A 19,189-nucleotide genomic window follows, 5' to 3' on the forward strand; every position below is an offset into this window, starting at 1 on the left:
GGAGAGGGGACTGACCGCGGTGAATATTCGAGGTACACCGACCTGAAATTCCTCAGTCGAACTCCGGTTTTGAAAAACACAAAGATCGGCCCCCTTACTCCTCTACCCTTGGCAGTTCCTGAGCCGAGCCCAGATTTTGAAAAGCATATAGATCGGCTCCCTTTCCCGCCTCTACCCCTTGGGGGAGAGGGCTGGGGTGAGGGGGATCGATCTCAAGCCCACCACAAATACCAGCCCACACCGCACAAACAAAAAAGCCCTGATCTCTCGACCAGGGCTTTTTCACATCAGCGCAAATTTACAGGCCGTTCGCAGCCTTGAACTCGCGACGACGACGGTGCAATACCGGCTCGGTGTAGCCGTTCGGCTGTTTGGTGCCTTCGATCACCAGTTCGACCGCCGCCTGGAAGGCGATGTTGCTGTCGAAGTTCGGTGCCAGCGGACGGTACAGCGGGTCGTTGGCGTTCTGACGATCCACCACCGGTGCCATGCGCTTGAGGCTTTCCATCACTTGCGCTTCGGTGACCACGCCGTGGCGCAGCCAATTGGCGATGTGCTGGCTGGAGATACGCAGCGTGGCACGGTCTTCCATCAGGCCGACGTCATTGATGTCCGGCACTTTCGAACAGCCGACACCCTGGTCGATCCAGCGCACTACGTAACCGAGAATGCCCTGGGCATTGTTGTCCAGTTCGTTCTTGATCTGCTCTGGCGTCCAGTTCGGGTTGACCGCCAGCGGGATGGTCAGGATGTCGTCCACCGAAGCACGAGCACGTTTGGCCAGTTCGGCCTGACGGGCGAACACGTCGACCTTGTGGTAGTGCAGCGCGTGCAGCGCAGCAGCGGTCGGCGATGGAACCCAAGCGGTGTTGGCGCCGGCCAGCGGGTGAGCGATTTTCTGCTCAAGCATCGCCGCCATCAGATCCGGCATTGCCCACATGCCTTTACCGATTTGCGCACGACCCTGCAGGCCGGTGCTCAGACCGATATCGACGTTCCAGTTCTCGTAGGCGCCGATCCACTTCTCAGCCTTCATGTCAGCCTTGCGCACAACCGGGCCGGCTTCCATGGAGGTGTGGATTTCGTCGCCGGTGCGGTCGAGGAAACCGGTGTTGATGAACACCACGCGCTCGCTGGCTGCCTTGATGCAGGCCTTGAGGTTGACCGTGGTGCGGCGCTCCTCGTCCATGATCCCGACTTTCAGGGTGTTGCGCGTAAGGCCCAGCACGTCTTCGATGCGGCCGAACAGCTCGTTGGTGAACGCCGCTTCTTCCGGACCGTGCATCTTCGGCTTAACGATGTAGACCGAACCGGTGCGGGTGTTGCGGCGCGAGGTGTTGCCGTTGAGGTTGTGCATCGCCGCGAGGCAAGTGACCAGACCGTCGAGAATGCCTTCCGGCACTTCGTTACCGTCTTTGTCGAGGATCGCGTCGATGGTCATCAGGTGACCCACGTTACGCACGAACAACAGCGAACGACCGTGCAAAGTCACTTCACCGCCATTCGGCGCGGTGTAGGTGCGATCCGGGTTCATGGTGCGGGTGAAGGTCTGACCGCCCTTGGACACGGATTCCGCCAGGTCGCCCTTCATCAGGCCGAGCCAGTTGCGGTAGATCACCACTTTGTCGTCGGCATCGACAGCGGCCACGGAGTCTTCGCAGTCCATGATGGTGGTCAGCGCCGCTTCCATCAGGATGTCTTTGACGCCGGCGGCATCGGTCTGGCCAACCGGGGTGGTGGCGTCGACCTGGATTTCGAAATGCAGACCGTTGTGTTTCAGCAGGATCGCGATTGGCGCGTTGGCGTCGCCCTGGAAACCGATCAGTTGTGCGTCATCGCGCAGGCCAGTGTTGCTGCCGCCCTTGAGGGTGACCAGCAGTTTGCCGTCAGCGATTTTGTAGGCGGTCGAATCGACATGGGAGCCAGCAGCCAATGGCGCAGCTTCATCGAGGAACGCACGGGCGAAGGCGATGACTTTGTCGCCACGCACCTTGTTGTAGCCTTTGCCTTTTTCTGCGCCACCGTCTTCGCTGATCGCGTCGGTGCCGTAGAGGGCGTCGTACAACGAACCCCAGCGGGCGTTCGAGGCATTGAGAGCGAAGCGGGCGTTCATCACCGGCACAACAAGTTGCGGGCCGGCGGTACGGGCGATTTCATCATCGACGTTTTGTGTCGTTGCCTGGAAATCAGCCGCTTCTGGCAGCAGATAACCGATTTCTTGCAGGAAGGCTTTATAGGCCACGGCGTCGTGCGCCTGACCGTTGCGTTCCTGGTGCCAGGCATCGATACGAGCCTGGAAGTCATCGCGTTTGGCGAGTAGGGCTTTGTTCTTCGGCGCCAGGTCATGAATGACCTTGTCGGCACCTTCCCAGAATTTTTCGGCGGTGAGGCCGGTACCGGGAATGGCTTCGTTGTTCACGAAGTCGAACAGGACTTTGGCGACCTGCAGGCCACCGACTTGAACGTGTTCAGTCATTGCTTGCCTCACTCTGCTCAGCTATTTCGCTTTTCAGCTCTTCAATTTTGACAATGAAGCCTCTGGCCATTTAAACCACAATCCTGCCGACCAGTACATGCCATTGCGGGCGGCTGGGCTGGGACCAATCAAAGGCTTGGGGCCTTGCTGACGGGGCTTTCAGGGTTGCGAACAGGCCTTGGGCAGACATCGATCCAGCGTTATGTAGTGCGCGCTGCGGCATACTACATGATGAGTTGCGCTTGTGAAAATCAGACTAATTACGTCGTTCTGCGACCTCATGTCGCATTGCGGTCACATCGCGGAACGGGATGTTCTCAAAAAACAGATGGATTGTTCCAGCTAAATATAAAAAGTTGTACACATAAATAGTAATTGGCTGCTATGGCAGCGGTTTATGTGGGAGCGAGCCTGCTCGCGAAAGCGTCGCTCGCCTCAACGCAAATTCGACCCTTGCCTATACTTCCCCTTCTATAACAAAAGTCATGACAAGAGGGCGACGCCATGGACCATCTCGTACTCACTGTTTTCGCCCCGGACAAGCCCGGACAGGTCGAGCGCATCGCCCAATGCATCGCCGAGCACGGCGGTAACTGGCTGGAAAGCCGCATGTCGCGGATGGCCGGGCAGTTCGCCGGGATTCTTCAGGTGGGCGTGCCGGCGGAGGCTTACGACGAATTAGTCGATTCCTTACAAGCACTGTCGACGCATGGCATCCGCGTATTGATTGCCGAGAGTGGCATCGAGCAATCCTGCACGTGGAAGCCGATCTCCATGGAGTTGGTGGGCAATGATCGGCCCGGCATCGTCCGCGACATCACACGGCTTTTGAGCGAGCAGGGCGTCAATCTTGAGCGGCTGGTAACCGAAGTGCGCCCAGCGCCGATGAGTAGTGAACCACTGTTCCACGCCGAGGCGATTCTCGCGGTGCCGCTGACCTTGTCGCTCGACGTCTTGCAGTCGCGCTTGGAAACCCTGGCCGACGATCTGATGGTCGAACTGGTGTTACGCACAGACGTTTAAGCGCTGGCCGGGTTATCCAGTTTAAACGTGCACCTGCCTGTGGATAACCTGTAGAGACCGGGCGCAGCGTCAAGCCGGCCGGGGCTTGCGCGGAACTGATCAAAAAACCGCCAACATTCAGTGACTTGCACACAAACGGCGGGGATCACGCTGTGGATAACCTTGGGAAGGAACGTTGCAGGCCACGAGAACCGTAGCCTGCGAGGGTTTGTGCGTTTTTTGATCAGCTGCGCCGACGCAAACTGATCACCGCATCGACGCTGTAAACGGCCAGACCGGCCCAGATGAAGATAAACGCGACTAACGTGCTCGACGACAAGTGCTCTCCGAACAACAGCACCGCTTGCAACAGCACCAGGGTCGGCGCCAGGTATTGCAGGAAGCCTATCGTGGTGTACGGCAAGTGACGCGTGGCGGCGTTGAAGCACACCAGTGGGATCAACGTCACCGGCCCGGCTGCCACCAGCCACCAGGCTTGGGAAGTGGTCCAGAACTCCGGTTGAGCGCTGGTCGCGGTCTGGTTGAAAAGCAGCCAGGCAATCGCGATCGGCACCAGCATCCAGGTCTCCACCACCAGCCCCGGCAACGCCTTGACCGGCGCCTGTTTGCGGATCAGACCGTAGAAGCCGAACGTCAGCGCCAGCACCAGCGACACCCACGGCAGACTGCCGACCTGCCACACCTGTTGCGCGACACCGACCGCCGCCAGACCGACCGCAAGCCACTGCATCCGCCGCAGGCGTTCGCCGAGAATCAACATGCCCAACAGCACGTTGACCAACGGGTTGATGTAGTAACCGAGGCTTGCTTCCAGCATGCGTCCGTTGTTCACCGACCATACGTAGGTCAGCCAGTTGGCCGCGATCAGTGTGCCGCTCAGGGCCAGAATCGCCAGGCGTTTGGGGTTGTCGAGCAACTCGCGCCACCAGCCCGGGTGTTTCCACACCATCAGCAACAGCGCGCCGAACAGCGCCGACCACAACACCCGATGGATGATGATCTCGACGGCCGGCACTTCGGCGATGGCTTTGAAGTAGATCGGGAACAGGCCCCAGATGATGTAGGCACTCAGGCCCAGAATGTACCCGCGACGCGGGTTGGCGGCTTGCATGCAGAATCCTTGCTTAGGCAGCTAACAAAGGAGGGATTGTAAGGAGGTTTGCCGGCGAGTGCCGTAGCACAATGGTCGGGAAATTGTGAACACCGAGCAAATGTCGGAGTGAGCCTGCTCGCGATCGCGGTCTGACATTTAACATTTACGTCGACTGACAAAGCGCTATCGCGAGCAGGCTCACTCCTACAAGGGGGAGGTGGTGATCAGAAAAGTTTCAGTGGCTCTTCATTCAGCGCGGACAGTTGCTCACGCAACGCCAGCACCTGATCGCCCCAATAACGTTCGGTGCCGAACCACGGAAAGCTGTGCGGGAACGCCGGATCATCCCAACGCCGCGCCAGCCAGGCGCTGTAGTGCATCAGGCGCAAGGCGCGCAGCGGCTCGATCAGCGCCAGTTCGCGCGGGTCGAAGTCGTGAAACTCGTTGTAGCCGTCCATCAATTCCGACAACTGCCCGAGACATTCCTGGCGGTCGCCGGCGAGCATCATCCAGATGTCCTGCACCGCCGGGCCCATGCGGCAGTCGTCGAGGTCGACGATGTGGAACATTTCGTCGCGGCACATCATGTTGCCGGGGTGGCAGTCGCCGTGCATGCGGATGTTCTGGTGCGGTGTGTTGGCGTAAGCATCTTCCACGCGTTTAAGCAGGTCGCGGGCGACGGACTCGTAGGCCGGCAGCAGGCTTTTCGGAATGAAATTGCCTTCGAGCAAAGTGTTCAGCGAGGCATGGCCGAAGTTCTGCACGGCGAGGGCTTCACGGTGTTCGAACGGCTTGGTCGCGCCGACCGCGTGAATCCGCCCGAGCAACTGGCCGAGACGATACAGCTGATCAAGATTGCCCGGCTCCGGCGCACGACCGCCACGACGCGGGAACAGCGTGAAGCGGAAACCGGCATGCTCGTGCAGTGTTTCGCCGTTGTGGATCAGCGGCGCCACCACCGGGATGTCGACGTTGGCCAGCTCGAAGGTGAATTGGTGCTCTTCGAGGATGGCTTCGTTGGTCCAGCGTTGCGGACGGTAGAACTTGGCGATCAGCGGTTCGGAGTCTTCGATGCCGACCTGATAGACACGGTTTTCGTAGCTGTTGAGCGCCAGAATGCGCGCATCACTGAGGAAACCGATGCTTTCAACGGCATCAAGGACGAGGTCGGGGGTGAGGGTTTCAAACGGGTGGGCCATGCTGACTCCTGCGCGCAGCAGGCTGCCGCGTCCGGCCCAGCATGGTAGCGCAGATGGCAGCGGGAGAGGTGGTTGGTGTCTGTGCTGACGCCATCGCTGGCAAGCCAGCTCCCACATTTGGAATGCGATCCCTGTGGGAGCGAGCCTGCTCGCGAAAGCGGTGTATCAGGCGCCGACGATCCCGCCATCCTCCCGAGTAATCGCCATCACCGAAGACCGCGGCTTGCCATTCGGCAAATGCTCAGGGAAGGTCGAACCGCCGTTCTCACCCGGATGCTGAATCCCGACAAACAGGGTTTTCTGATCCGGCGAGAAGCTGATCCCCGTCACCTCGCAACCAATCGGCCCGACCATGAACCGACGAATTTCACCGGTCTTCGGATCTGCACAGAGCATCTGGTTATTGCCCATCCCGGCAAAATCCCCGGCGTTGCTCGAATCACCATCGGTGAGAATCCACAGACGCCCGGCCTTGTCGAAGCCCAAGCCATCCGGGCTGTTGAACATGTTCTGCGGGGTGATGTTCTTCGAGCCACCCTTCGGTGTCCCGGCATGCACACCCGGGTTGCCGGCGACCACAAACAGATCCCAGGCAAATGTCTTCGAAGCGTGATCGTCGCGGTCGGTGCGCCAGCGCAGGATCTGCCCGTAAACGTTCTTCTCGCGCGGGTTCGGCCCGCCCACCGGCTGGCCGTCCTCGCCGCGCTTGGCATTGTTGGTCAGGGTGCAATAGACCTGGCCGTCCTTCGGACTGACGACGATCCATTCCGGGCGGTCCATGCGCGTCGCGCCGACGACACTGGCGGCGAGGCGTGCGTGGATCAGCACTTCGGCCTGATCGGCGAAACCGCTGCTGGCGTCGATGCCGTTTTTGCCGTGGGTCAGCTCGATCCACTGGCCCTGGCCTTTCGGGTGATCGGGGTTGCTGTCGCCGTTGTCGAATTTCGCCACGTACAGGGTGCCGTGGTCGAGGATGTCGCGGTTAGCCTTGGCGTTGCGGTGGTTGATGCGGTCGCGGCTGACGAATTTGTAGATGAATTCGCCACGCTCGTCGTCGCCCATGTACACCACGGCGCGACCGTCGTCGGTCTCGGCCAGGGCGGCGTTTTCATGCTTGAAGCGGCCCAGCGCGGTGCGTTTGACCGGGGTCGATTGCGGATCGAACGGATCGATCTCGACCACCCAGCCGTGACGGTTGAGTTCGTTGGGGTTTTTCGCCATGTCGAAGCGCGGGTCGTACGGGTGCCAGTTGATTTCGCGGCTGGCAACCGAGACGCCGTAGCGCTTTTGCGCCGGGTCGAACTGCTGCTGGGCGTTGCTGCTGCCGAAGCAGTCGGTGAAGTTTTCTTCACAGGTCAGATAGGTACCCCACGGCGTTTTACCGTTGGCGCAGTTCTGGAACGTGCCGAGGACTTTCTTGCCATGTTTGTCGGCAGCGGTTTTCATCAGGTCATGACCGGCCGCAGGGCCGCTGATGCGCAGCGGCGAGTTGCCGTGAATGCGGCGGTTGTAGCGCGAACCCTGAACGAACTGCCACTGACCGTTTTTGCGCTGCACTTCAATCACCGACACGCCTTCGCAGGCCAGTGCCTTGCGCACGTCTTCGGCCGATTGCGGCATGCCGCCGTGCGGGTAGAGGTAGCGGTAGTTGGTGTATTCGTTGTTGATCGCCATCAACGCGCGGTTGCGGTCGTCGGGGAAGGCGAACAGGCTCATGCCGTCGTTGTTGTCGCCGAACTGCACTTCCTGTGCGGCGGCGGTGCCGTTGCCGCTCGGGTCGAAGGCCGGACCGTTTTTCTGCAATGGCTGGCCCCAACTGATCAACACCGAAGACTTGTAGCCCTTGGGCAGCGTGATGACGTCGGTGGTCGCAGCGGGAATGCTCTCGAAACCGAGCAAGCGACTGTTGCCGGCGCTGACGCCGGTGGCCAGTGCGCTGCGGCTCAACAGACTACCGCCGAGGAACATTGCCGCGCCGCACAGTGCGCCTGCGCCGATGAAACCGCGACGGCTGAGGCCGACCATTTTTTCCAGGTCAGTGGATTGGTTTTCTTCTAATAGGCTCACATCAGGCTCCCTGCTTGGTTTTGGCAGCTACCTTAATGAGCGTCGATGACGCTTTCGTTGCAGCGCCGGATTACAGCGGCGTGCCGATCAGCACATTGGACGGCGAAAACTGCACCTGCACCGGTTGTTCGACCGTCAGCCCGCGAGTGCGCAAATCGAGTGGCTCAGCCAGAGCGCAGAGGGTATGGCCGTTGGGCAGGGTAATCCGCACTTCACTCGGGCCGTCCTCGGCGTCGAGAATCGCTTCGATGGTGCCTTTGAGAAGATTGTGACCAGACGTTGCAGATTGCTCGCTGCTCAGCAATTCCAGCCAGCCGGCCTTGATCAACGCGACCACTTCGGTGCCGGCTTGCAGCTCCAGGTGCACGGTGCTGTCGTGGGTAATCTGGGCGTCGAGGCACAACCCTTCGGCCAGTTCGAGGCGTATCAGGTCATTGCGGCCCTGCGCTGCGATTGCCACGACTTTGCCGTGCAACTGATTGCGCGCGCTGGTTCTGAGCATCAAGCGACCGAGCAGGTCGAGGTCGCTGGCATCTTCCGCTGCCTCCAGCACCTGCGCCTGCAAGGCCTGCAATTTTTGGTACAGACGCAAAACGCGCTCGCCTTCGCTGGAGAGTTTCGCGCCGCCACCGCCCTTGCCACCGACGGCGCGCTCGACCAATGGTTTTTGCGCGAGGTTGTTCAACTCATCGATGGCATCCCACGCGGCTTTGTAGCTCAGGCCAGCGCTTTTCGCCGCGCGGGTGATCGAGCCCTGTTCGGCGATGTGTTGCAGCAAAGCGATGCGCTGCGGACGGCGGACGATGTGCTGGGACAACAGGGAAGGCATGGACATGGATGGATGCTTTTTTGTGGCGGTGGCGTGGAAGTTGGCCGCTAGCGACGCGAGAGTCAAGTCGAGCCGAGATCCCTTGTAGGAGTGAGCCTGCTCGCGATTGCGGTGGATCAGTCAGCATAAATGTTGGCAATGATGACGCTATCGCGAGCAGGCTCACTCCTACAGGGGGGGGTGTGTTGGCTTCAGCTTCCGGGTTTTGGCGTGCGCGCCAGACAATAGACATCGACCCGGGCGGCGCCAGCGTCCATCAATAGACGCGCAAGCGCCTGCGCAGTGGCGCCAGTGGTCAGCACATCATCAACCAGCGCCAGATGCCGGCCTTTCACCTGCGCATCCGGCATGAGGTTGAAAGCATTACGCAGATTGCGTTTACGCGCCTTGGCGTCGAGATCCTGCTGTGCGTCGGTCTCCTTGACTCGCCGCAGAACCTGTTCTTCGCACGGCAGATCCAGCGACTGACTCAACCAACGCGCCAACATCGACGCCTGGTTGAACCCCCGTTGGCGCAGACGCTTACCCGCCAGCGGCACCGGCAACAACGCATCGGGTCTTGGCAAACCCTCATCGAAGCGATGTTGCAGGTATTGCCCGAGAACGTCGGCGAGCAGGTGGCCAAACGGCCATTTTGCGTTGTGTTTAAAGCGCGTAATCAAGCTGTCCACCGGGAAGCCATACGTCCACGGCACAACGACCTGTTCGAAGGCTGGCGGCTCTAGCAGGCACTCTCCGCAGGTCAGGCCCGTCGCGGCCAAAGGCAAAGCGCAGGTGCTGCATTGCTCGCCAAGCCACGGCAGTTCGGTTTCGCAGGCCACACAGATTGGCATTTCTGCGTCTGCCGGCTCATCGCAAAGCAAGCAGGTCTGTACATTATTTAAACAGATGTAAACCTGTCCTTCGTATCGTGGTTGACAGCGCATGACTCTTCCTTAAATATGCCGAACATCCGTGTCGCGCCTGTGGGTATTCCGTTCCCGCAGCCGCCAGCCAAGCATAACCAAGGAATTACCCATGAGCGCGAGCACCACCGCCACCCTGCGTCACGACTGGTCTCTGGCCGAAGTCAAAGCACTCTTCGTACAGCCTTTCAACGACTTGCTGTTCCAGGCGCAAACGGTGCACCGCACACATTTCAACGCCAACCGCGTTCAGGTGTCGACCCTGCTGTCGATCAAGACCGGCGCCTGCCCGGAAGACTGCAAGTACTGCCCGCAGTCCGGTCACTACAACACCGGCCTGGAAAAAGAAAAGCTGATGGAAGTGCAGAAAGTCCTCGAAGAGGCTGCCCGCGCCAAGGCTATCGGCTCGACACGGTTCTGCATGGGCGCGGCGTGGAAGCACCCGTCGGCCAAAGACATGCCGTACGTGCTGAAGATGGTTGAAGGCGTGAAAGCCATGGGCCTGGAAACCTGCATGACCCTCGGTCGTCTCGATCAGGATCAGACCGAAGCGCTGGCCAAGGCCGGCCTCGATTACTACAACCACAACCTCGACACCTCGCCCGAGTTTTACGGCAGCATCATCACCACCCGTACTTACAGCGAGCGCCTGCAAACCCTGGCCTATGTGCGTGAGTCGGGGATGAAAATCTGCTCCGGCGGCATTCTCGGCATGGGCGAGTCGCTGGATGACCGCGCCAACCTGCTGATCCAACTGGCCAACCTGCCGGAGCATCCGGAATCGGTGCCGATCAACATGCTGGTGAAGGTCGCGGGTACGCCTTTGGAAAACGCCGAAGACGTCGACCCGTTCGACTTCATCCGCATGCTCGCCGTGGCTCGCATCCTCATGCCGCAATCCCACGTGCGCCTGTCCGCCGGCCGCGAAGCGATGAATGAGCAGATGCAGGCTCTGGCGTTTTTTGCCGGTGCCAACTCGATTTTCTACGGCGACAAGCTGCTGACCACCGCCAACCCACAGGCGGACAAGGACATGCAACTGTTTGCGCGTCTGGGCATTCAGCCGGAAGCTCGTGAAGAACATTCCGATGAGGTTCACCAGGCCGCGATCGAGCAGGCATTGGTTGAGCAGAAGAGCAGCGAGCAGTTCTATAACGCCGCGGTGTAAAAACGTGCGCAAATTCCTCTGAAGGAATGCAAAACCCCTTGTGGGAGCGAGCCTGCTCGCGAAAGCGGTGCCTCAGTCGACATTGATGTTGGATGTGAAGGCCTATTCGCGAGCAGGCTCGCTCCCACAAGGGATCTGTGTCACTTGAAAGTCGAGGCCTGCATGTCTTTCGATCTCGCCGCACGCCTTGCTGCCCGTCGTGCCGAAAACCTCTATCGCCAGCGCCCGCTGCTCGAGTCCCCGCAGGGGCCTGAAGTGGTGGTCGACGGCAAACCGCTGCTCGCGTTCTGCAACAACGATTACCTCGGTCTGGCCAATCATCCGCAGGTCATCGAAGCCTGGCGCGCCGGTGCTGAACGCTGGGGCGTCGGTGGCGGTGCATCGCATCTGGTGATCGGCCACAGCGGCCCGCATCACGCACTGGAAGAAGCATTGGCCGACCTCACCGGTCGCCCGCGTGCGTTGCTGTTCACCACCGGTTACATGGCCAATCTCGGCGCGGTCACCGCGCTGGTGGGGCAGGGCGATACAGTGCTGGAAGACCGCCTCAATCACGCTTCGTTATTGGACGCGGGGCTGTTGTCCGGCGCGCGTTTCAATCGCTATCTGCACAACGACGCGGTGAGTCTGGCCAAACGCCTGGAGAAAGCCACCGGCAACACGTTGGTGGTCACCGACGGTGTGTTCAGCATGGACGGCGACCTCGCTGACCTGCCGGCATTGGCTCGTGAAGCCAAGGCCAAAGGTGCATGGTTGATGGTTGATGACGCTCACGGTTTTGGGCCGCTCGGTGCGAATGGCGGCGGCATCGTCGAGCATTTCGGTTTGACTCAGGAGGATGTGCCGGTGCTGGTCGGCACCCTCGGTAAAGCCTTCGGCACCGCTGGCGCATTCGTCGCGGGCAGCGAAGAGCTGATCGAAAGCCTGATTCAGTTCGCCCGTCCGTACATCTACACCACCAGCCAGCCACCGGCGCTGGCCTGCGCGACCCTGAAAAGTCTGGAGCTGCTGCGCACTGAACACTGGCGTCGTGAACATCTGCAGACGTTGATTCGCCAGTTCCGCCAGGGCGCCGAGCAGATCGGCCTGGAGCTGATGGACAGCTTTACGCCGATCCAGCCGATCATGATTGGCGATGCCGGGCGCGCGGTGCGCCTGTCGCAGATGCTGCGCGAGCGCGGACTGATGGTCACCGCCATTCGTCCGCCGACCGTGCCTGCCGGCAGCGCTCGCTTGCGCGTAACCCTGACCGCCGCGCACAGCGAGGCGCAGGTGCAGCTATTGTTAGAGGGACTGGCCGATTGCTTTGCCCAACTGTCGTCGGAGCCAAGCCATGCGTGATCGCCTGATTCTGCTGCCCGGCTGGGGCCTCGGCGTGTCGCCGATGGAGCCGCTGGCCGCCGCATTGCAAGGTATTGATGAGCATCTGAAAGTCGACATCGAGCCGTTGCCGGAACTGGATTCCAGCGACCTGCAGGACTGGCTCGACGAACTTGATGAAAGCATTCCTCAGGACGTCTGGCTGGGTGGATGGTCGTTGGGCGGCATGCTCGCGTCCGAGCTGGCGGCACGGCGTGGCGAGCGTTGCTGCGGTTTGCTGACGTTGGCGAGCAATCCTTCTTTCGTTGCCCATGAGCAGTGGCCGAACGCGATGCCCGGCGAAACTTTCGACGCGTTTCTTGCCGGTTGCCAGGCCGATCCGCGCACAACTCTCAAACGCTTCTCGCTGCTCTGTGCTCAAGGCGCGCAAGACCCGCGCGGCTTGTCGAGATTGCTGTTGGGCGGCGCGCCGAACACCGCGCCGGCGGCGCTGATGGCGGGACTGGAATTGCTCGCGCAACTGGACACCCGCGAAGCACTGCAAGCATTTCGCGGTCCGCAATTTCATCTGTTCGCCGGACAGGACGCTCTGGTCCCGGCGGAAGCGGCGGGGGCGTTGTTCGCCCTGTTGCCGGATATCGAAATAGGTCTGATCGAACAGGCCTGTCATGCGTTTCTTCTGGAAGACCCCCACGGACTGGCGGGTGCTATCCAGGCTTTTTTACATGAGTGCGGTGATGACTGATTTGTCTCTTGTGCTGCCTGGCGGCTTGCCTGACAAACGCCAGGTCGCAGCCTCTTTCTCCCGCGCGGCGGCCAGTTACGACAGCGTCGCCGAGTTGCAACGTGATGTCGGTACACAGTTGATTGAGCGTTTGCCGCAGGAATTTGTGCCGGCGCGTTGGCTGGATCTGGGTTGTGGCACGGGTTACTTCACCCGCGCGTTGGCTTCGCGGTTTGCCGAGGGCCACGGTGTGGCCCTGGACATTGCCGAGGGCATGCTCGATCACGCGCGCCCGCTGGGCGGCGCTGAGTATTTCATTGCTGGCGATGCGGAGCGTCTGCCGTTGCAGGATTCAACCTGCGATCTGATTTTCTCCAGCCTCGCCGTGCAGTGGTGTGCGGACTTCGATGCGGTGCTCAGCGAAGCCTTTCGCGTGCTGAAACCAGGTGGGATTTTTGCGTTTGCTAGTCTTTGTGTAGGGACGTTGTTTGAGTTGCGCGACAGCTGGCGGAAGGTCGATGGGCTGGTGCACGTCAACCGCTTCCGCGAGTTCGCCCGCTATGAGCAGTTATGTGCGGTGAGTGGTTTGCGCACGCTGAGTCTGGAGAATCAGCCTCACGTGCTGCATTACCCTGATGTGCGCAGTCTGACCCACGAATTGAAGGCATTGGGCGCGCACAATCTGAATCCGGGCCGGCCGGGCGGTTTGACCGGGCGGGCGCGGATTCTCGGGTTGGTCGAAGCTTACGAGCAGTTCCGTCAGGCGTCGGGGTTGCCGGCGACTTATCAGGTGGTCTACGCCGTGTTGGAGAAACCCGTATGAGCGCAGCCTATTTCATCACCGGAACGGACACCGATGTCGGCAAGACCACCGTTGCCGCCGGGTTGCTGCATGCAGCTCGTTCGGCAGGGCTAAGTACGGCGGCGGGCAAACCGGTGGCGTCCGGGTGCGAAGTGACGCCGAAGGGATTGCGCAATGCGGATGCATTGGCGCTGTTGGCCGAATGTTCGCTGCCGCTGACTTATCAACAGGTCAATCCGGTGGCGTTCGAGCCGGCGATTGCTCCGCATCTGGCGGCGCGTGAAGCGGGTGTGGCCTTGACCGTGCAATCGCTGCTGGCGCCGATGCGCGAGATTCTGGCGATGAATGCCGATTTCACTCTGATCGAAGGCGCGGGCGGCTGGCGGGTGCCGTTGGCCGATCAGGATAATCTGTCGGATCTGGCGATTGCGCTGAAGCTGCCGGTCATTCTGGTGGTGGGTGTGCGATTGGGGTGCATCAGTCATGCTTTGCTGACGGCCGAGGCGATTGCCCGTGATGGCCTGCAATTGGCTGGATGGGTGGCGAATATCATCGATCCGAAGACTTCGCGGCTGGAAGAAAATCTCGCGACGTTGGCCGAGCGAATTCCGGCGCCGTGCCTCGGGCGCGTGCCTAAACTCAAGGCCTTGAGTGCAGAGGCGGTGGCCGATCATTTGCAACTGGATTTGCTCGACTAAGCTTTTCTCTATGGGCAGGCACTGTGCCATTAGTGTTTTTGACGGGTGTTTTTCTGGCGCCTCTGCTTCAATGGCGCCATTGATCCTTCCCAAGGATGAGAGCCGTTATGGAAATCTCCGGTAACACAGCTTTTTATGCAGGCCTGAGCTCGATTCAGAGCGGGCAGAACCGCGTCGATCAGGCTGCCAGCCAGATTGCCAACAACACCATTGAACGTTCGGTCACCAGCCAGTCTTCGGAGGCACAGGTCGATCGTCTGCGTGGTGTCGATCGCAGCCAGCAAATGGACTTGGGTAGCGACATGGTTCAGATGGCCCAAGGTAAATTCCAAGTGGAGCTGGGGGTGAAAGTCGCCAAAGCTTCCGACGAAGTGCTGGGTACGATCATCGACACCTTCGCCTGATTTTTTCGTAATCTGCATCTTGAACGCCGCGCCTTGTCGCGGCGTTTTTCGTTGTAAGTCCTTCTCCCTCAACTAATCTTTTTTCAGCGCCCATGGCTCGTTCCAGCTCATGGCGGTTCGCTGTGTGCGGTGTTTGAAAAGTCCGATGACGAACGGCAAAAGATCGATGCTTGACAAGATTTCGGCGTAAACGTATGTTTCAAACAACTGTTTGACCGTCACAACAAATCAACACGGTCGTTCATTCCCGGTTACATCAGCAGAGGTTTATCGCTATGCCTGACTACAAGGCCCCCTTGCGTGATATTCGCTTCGTTCGTGACGAACTGCTCGGCTACGAAGCGCACTATCAGAGCCTTCCGGCTTGCGCAGACGCAACTCCGGACATGGTTGACGCCATTCTCGAAGAAGGCGCCAAGTTTTGTGAGCAGGTACTGGCACCGCTGAACCGCGTGGGCGACCTCGAAGGTTGCACCTGGAGCGAGTCTGGCGTGAAAACCCCGACGGGCTTCAAAGAGGCCTACAAGCAATTCGTTGAAGGCGGCTGGCCAAGCCTGGCGCACGACGTTGAGCATGGCGGCCAAGGCCTGCCTGAGTCGCTGGGTCTGGCAGTCAGCGAAATGGTTGGCGAAGCCAACTGGTCGTGGGGCATGTACCCAGGCCTGTCGCACGGCGCGATGAACACCATCTCCGAGCACGGCACCCCTGAGCAGCAAGAAGCCTATCTGACCAAATTGGTTTCCGGCGAATGGACCGGCACCATGTGCCTGACCGAACCGCACTGCGGCACCGACCTGGGCATGCTGCGCACCAAGGCCGAACCTCAGGCTGATGGTTCCTACAAAGTCTCTGGCACCAAGATCTTCATCTCGGCCGGCGAACACGACATGGCCGACAACATCGTCCACATCGTGCTGGCCCGCCTGCCGGACGCACCGGCTGGGACCAAAGGCATCTCGCTGTTCATCGTTCCAAAGTTCATGCCGAATGCTGATGGCAGCGTCGGTGCACGCAACGCAGTGACCTGCGGTTCGCTGGAACACAAGATGGGCATCCACGGCAACGCCACCTGCGTGATGAACTTCGACGGCGCCACCGGTTACCTGATCGGCCCGGCGAACAAAGGCCTGAACTGCATGTTCACCTTTATGAACACCGCACGTCTGGGTACCGCACTGCAAGGTCTGGCCCACGCCGAAATCGGTTTCCAGGGTGGCCTGAAATACGCTCGTGATCGTCTGCAAATGCGCTCCCTGACGGGCCCGAAAGCGCCGGACAAAGCTGCTGACCCGATCATCGTGCACCCGGATGTACGCCGCATGCTGTTGACCATGAAGGCGTTCGCCGAAGGCAACCGTGCGATGGTTTACTTCACTGCCAAACAGGTCGACATCGTCAAATACGGCGTCGATGAAGAAGAGAAAAAGAAAGCCGACGCACTGCTGGCCTTCATGACCCCGATCGCCAAAGCGTTCATGACCGAAGTCGGTTTCGAATCCGCCAACCACGGCGTACAGATCTACGGCGGCCACGGCTTCATCGCTGAGTGGGGCATGGAGCAGAACGTTCGCGACAGCCGCATTTCGATGCTGTACGAAGGCACCACTGGCATCCAGGCACTCGACCTGCTGGGCCGTAAAGTGCTGATGACTCAAGGCGAAGCTCTGAAAGGCTTCACCAAGATCGTCCACAAGTTCTGCCAGAACAACGAAGGCAACGAAGCCGTTGCAGAATTCGTTGCACCGCTGGCCGCGATCAACAAAGAATGGGGCGAGCTGACCATGAAGGTTGGTATGGCCGCCATGAAGGATCGCGAAGAAGTTGGCGCGGCCTCCGTGGATTACCTGATGTACTCCGGTTATGCCTGCCTGGCTTACTTCTGGGCCGACATGGCACGTCTGGCTGCAGAGAAGCTGGCAGAAGGTACCGGCGACGCGGCGTTCTACACCGCCAAGCTGCAAACCGCGCGCTTCTACTTCCAGCGCATCCTGCCGCGTACCCGTACGCACGTGGCCACCATGCTGTCGGGCGCCAACAACCTGATGGACATGAAAGAAGAAGACTTCGCACTGGGCTACTAAGCCTTAACGCGGTCTTTTGAAAAACCGCTGCGCCTTCGGGGGCAGCGGTTTTTTTTTCGCGTTGAATTTGTCCCCAACTCTGGGGGGGAATCCCCAGCAGAAACGGTAAGCAGACAGCGCGCAGCCCTCGTGTTTATTGATTCAAAATGTTTCTCGAAAGGATGGCCAATTAATTGCACTGCGCAGATTAACCGGCGCTCACGAGAAATCCTGTGCTGTTCCACGACGCCTCTCGCCCGGCAAAACGCATAACAACAACGTCAGGGTGAAGCACATGAACATCTGCCGACTTGTCTGGTTAGCCTTTGCACTCGCCACTTTCAACACGATGGCCGCTACACCGGCCGAAGTCGATCCGCCCGTACCGGAAGTGCCAAGCCTGCAATCCTTGCGTGGCATGGTGCCGCCCGATCCCTCCGGAACCGAGGGCGGACGCAAGGTCGACCTGATGACCGACTACGTGCTCAACCGCTCCGCCGCGATCCTGCTGGGCAAGGCGTTGTTCTGGGACATGGAAGTCGGCAGCGATGGCGCCACGGCGTGCGCGTCCTGCCACTACCACGCGGGCGTCGATCACCGCATCACCAACCAGCTCAACCCCGGCCAGGCGCACACCAACGCCAACGTCGCCTCGATCTTCAACAAACCTTTCATTGCGTCAGATATCCCCGGTGATGTGGCGTCCTACGCGACGTTGTCCGGTGGTAAGGGCGGGCCGAACTACACGCTGAAGAAAACCGATTTCCCGACCCATGTGCTGAGCAACCCTTTGGAGCGCAACTCGCCGATTGTTTATTCGAGCGACGACGTCGTCGGCTCACAAGGCGTGTTCGACGCCAACTTCGTCAAACCCAATCAGCCACGTTTCGACAAATGCACGCAGCAGCCTGACGGCATCTTCCAGGTCGGCGGCATCAACGTACGCCGCAGCACCGGGCGTAATGCGCCGTCGGTGATCAACGCCGCGTTCAACGTGCGCAATTTCTGGGATGGTCGGGCCAACAACGTGTTCAACGGTTTTTCCCCGTTCGGTAATCGTGATCCGGATGCGGGCATTTACGTGACCAGCGAACGCAACACCGTGGCGACCAAAGTCAGACTCGCACTCAATGACGCGTCTGCCGCTTCGCAAGCCGTGGGCCCACCCGGCAGCGCGGTGGAAATGTCCTGCGGTGGTCGCACCTTCGCCGACATTGGCCGGCGCATGCTCGATCAGTTGATGCTCAAGCAACAGCGGATTTCCTCCAACGATTCCGTGCTCGCCCCCGTATCCGGCGCGCGACGTCCGACCTATCGCGAGCTGATCAAGAACGCCTTCCAGCCACGCCTGTGGAATGCCACGCAGAATGTGCTGGTGGGCGGTGCGCCGTATACGCAGATGGAGGCCAACTTCCCACTGTTCTTCGGTCTGGCGATTCAGATGTACGAAGCCACGCTGGTCTCCGATCAGGCCCCCATCGATGCTTACCTGCAAGGCGATTCAACCGCGATGAACGCGCAGCAGGTCCAAGGCATGAACCTGTTCCTCGGCAAAGGCAAATGTGTCAGCTGCCATGGCGGCCCGGAGTTGACCAACGCGGCCAGCCGCCTGCTGATGCATCCGCGTGAACGCATCGAACGCATGGTTATGGCCGATAACCTGACCACCCTCTACGACAACGGTTTCTACAACACCGGCGTGCGCCCGACCTCCGAGGATCTGGCGCTCGGTGGCTCGGATGCCTGGGGCAACCCATGGTCGTTCAGTCGTCAGTACAACAAGCTGTTGCAAGGCGGCAGCATTCCCGATCCGCTGGACGTCGACGTGTGCACCTTTGAAGCGCCACTCAGCGCAGCGATCCCTTGCGACGCCACGCTTAAACCCAACGTTGGCTTCCGCGATTCGGTCGATGGTGCTTTCAAAACCCCGACCCTGCGCAACATCGCGCTGACCGGGCCGTACTTCCACAACGGCAGCCGCGCCACGCTCAAACAAGTGATGGAATTCTACAACCGTGGCGGCGACCGCCGTGGCGAAGACGCCAACAACACCAGTGGCTTCGAGCACCCGGCGGCGAATCAGCACAATACGTCGAATCTCGATCCGGACATGACCAATCTCAACCTGACGCCGGATGAGATCGATGCACTGGTGAAATTCATGGAAGTCGGCCTCACCGATCCGCGCGTGGCCTGGGAGCGAGCGCCGTTCGATCATCCTTCGCTGGTCCTTCCGCAAGGCGAGATCGGCGATGAAAACGCCGTGACCCAGCGGCCGGCCAGTCCGAAAGTCACCACCCGGCAAGCGACGGACGCTTTGTTCTCGCTCAAGCCATACGGGGCCGAGGGACGGAGTTCGGCGGAAGGGCCGTTGTTGCCGTTCTACAACGATCTGTGAGGGATATTTTCAGGCCTGGCCAT

Annotated in this window: 15 protein-coding genes; 9 read left to right on the plus strand and 6 right to left on the minus strand. The window is 60.1% G+C overall.

Annotation, left to right across the window (positions count from 1 at the left end; translation table 11 throughout):
* Positions 1 to 298 precede the first annotated feature (298 nt).
* On the minus strand, positions 299 to 2,476 hold the full coding sequence (locus KBP52_RS21070) for a malate synthase G (RefSeq protein ID WP_212620899.1): 2,178 nt from the start codon (positions 2,474 to 2,476) through the stop codon (positions 299 to 301).
* A 504-nt stretch (positions 2,477 to 2,980) separates the two neighbouring features.
* Between KBP52_RS21070 and KBP52_RS21075 the strand changes: the two genes are divergently transcribed.
* The gene (locus tag KBP52_RS21075) at positions 2,981 to 3,499 is read left to right on the plus strand and encodes a glycine cleavage system protein R (protein ID WP_212620900.1); all 519 of its coding nucleotides are present in this window, start codon (positions 2,981 to 2,983) and stop codon (positions 3,497 to 3,499) included.
* Between the two features lie 223 nt (positions 3,500 to 3,722).
* Here KBP52_RS21075 and rarD read toward each other — a convergent pair whose 3' ends face one another.
* The 5 genes from rarD to KBP52_RS21100 all read right to left on the minus strand — a co-directional run bounded on the left by rarD (position 3,723) and on the right by KBP52_RS21100 (position 9,613).
* The gene (rarD, locus tag KBP52_RS21080) at positions 3,723 to 4,610 is read right to left on the minus strand and encodes an EamA family transporter RarD (RefSeq protein ID WP_150651671.1); all 888 of its coding nucleotides are present in this window, start codon (positions 4,608 to 4,610) and stop codon (positions 3,723 to 3,725) included.
* Positions 4,611 to 4,816: 206 nt separating this feature from the next.
* Positions 4,817 to 5,791, minus strand: coding sequence for a serine/threonine protein kinase (locus tag KBP52_RS21085; protein ID WP_093429937.1), 975 nt, complete (start codon positions 5,789 to 5,791; stop codon positions 4,817 to 4,819).
* 165 nt (positions 5,792 to 5,956) lie between these two features.
* Complete coding sequence (locus KBP52_RS21090; RefSeq protein WP_093429938.1) at positions 5,957 to 7,858, minus strand: PhoX family phosphatase; 1,902 nt, start codon at positions 7,856 to 7,858, stop codon at positions 5,957 to 5,959.
* Between the two features lie 70 nt (positions 7,859 to 7,928).
* Positions 7,929 to 8,693 carry a TOBE domain-containing protein gene (locus KBP52_RS21095; protein ID WP_212620901.1) on the minus strand — a complete coding sequence of 255 codons (765 nt, stop codon included), beginning with the start codon at positions 8,691 to 8,693 and terminating at the stop codon, positions 7,929 to 7,931.
* 185 nt (positions 8,694 to 8,878) lie between these two features.
* A complete protein-coding gene (locus KBP52_RS21100; RefSeq protein WP_212620902.1) occupies positions 8,879 to 9,613 on the minus strand; it encodes a ComF family protein in 735 nt (244 codons plus the stop codon).
* Positions 9,614 to 9,704: 91 nt separating this feature from the next.
* Here KBP52_RS21100 and bioB point away from each other — a divergent pair, with 91 nt between their 5' ends.
* From bioB to KBP52_RS21140, 8 genes are all read left to right on the plus strand, one after another.
* The gene (gene bioB / locus KBP52_RS21105; protein ID WP_212620903.1) at positions 9,705 to 10,760 is read left to right on the plus strand and encodes a biotin synthase BioB; all 1,056 of its coding nucleotides are present in this window, start codon (positions 9,705 to 9,707) and stop codon (positions 10,758 to 10,760) included.
* Between the two features lie 162 nt (positions 10,761 to 10,922).
* Positions 10,923 to 12,101: an 8-amino-7-oxononanoate synthase gene (bioF, locus tag KBP52_RS21110; protein ID WP_212620904.1), complete on the plus strand. Its 1,179-nt coding sequence runs from the start codon at positions 10,923 to 10,925 to the stop codon at positions 12,099 to 12,101.
* Complete coding sequence (locus tag KBP52_RS21115; RefSeq protein ID WP_212620905.1) at positions 12,094 to 12,825, plus strand: alpha/beta fold hydrolase; 732 nt, start codon at positions 12,094 to 12,096, stop codon at positions 12,823 to 12,825. Before bioF ends, KBP52_RS21115 begins: the two co-directional genes overlap by 8 nt.
* Positions 12,818 to 13,627: a malonyl-ACP O-methyltransferase BioC gene (gene bioC / locus KBP52_RS21120; protein ID WP_212620906.1), complete on the plus strand. Its 810-nt coding sequence runs from the start codon at positions 12,818 to 12,820 to the stop codon at positions 13,625 to 13,627. Before KBP52_RS21115 ends, bioC begins: the two co-directional genes overlap by 8 nt.
* A complete protein-coding gene (bioD, locus tag KBP52_RS21125) occupies positions 13,624 to 14,304 on the plus strand; it encodes a dethiobiotin synthase (protein ID WP_108225152.1) in 681 nt (226 codons plus the stop codon). Before bioC ends, bioD begins: the two co-directional genes overlap by 4 nt.
* A 107-nt stretch (positions 14,305 to 14,411) precedes the next feature.
* Positions 14,412 to 14,708 (plus strand): hypothetical protein, encoded by a 297-nt coding sequence (locus KBP52_RS21130; RefSeq protein WP_016983171.1) that lies wholly within the window; start codon positions 14,412 to 14,414, stop codon positions 14,706 to 14,708.
* Between the two features lie 275 nt (positions 14,709 to 14,983).
* Entirely contained in the window at positions 14,984 to 16,789 is a 1,806-nt protein-coding gene (locus tag KBP52_RS21135; RefSeq protein WP_123594026.1) for a phenylacyl-CoA dehydrogenase, read from the plus strand.
* A 274-nt stretch (positions 16,790 to 17,063) separates the two neighbouring features.
* Positions 17,064 to 19,166: a cytochrome c peroxidase gene (locus tag KBP52_RS21140; protein ID WP_077574792.1), complete on the plus strand. Its 2,103-nt coding sequence runs from the start codon at positions 17,064 to 17,066 to the stop codon at positions 19,164 to 19,166.
* The last annotated feature ends 23 nt before the right edge of the window (positions 19,167 to 19,189 follow it).

The sequence above is a fragment of the Pseudomonas sp. SCA2728.1_7 genome (genome assembly GCF_018138145.1).
GTDB lineage: Bacteria > Pseudomonadota > Gammaproteobacteria > Pseudomonadales > Pseudomonadaceae > Aquipseudomonas > Aquipseudomonas koreensis_A.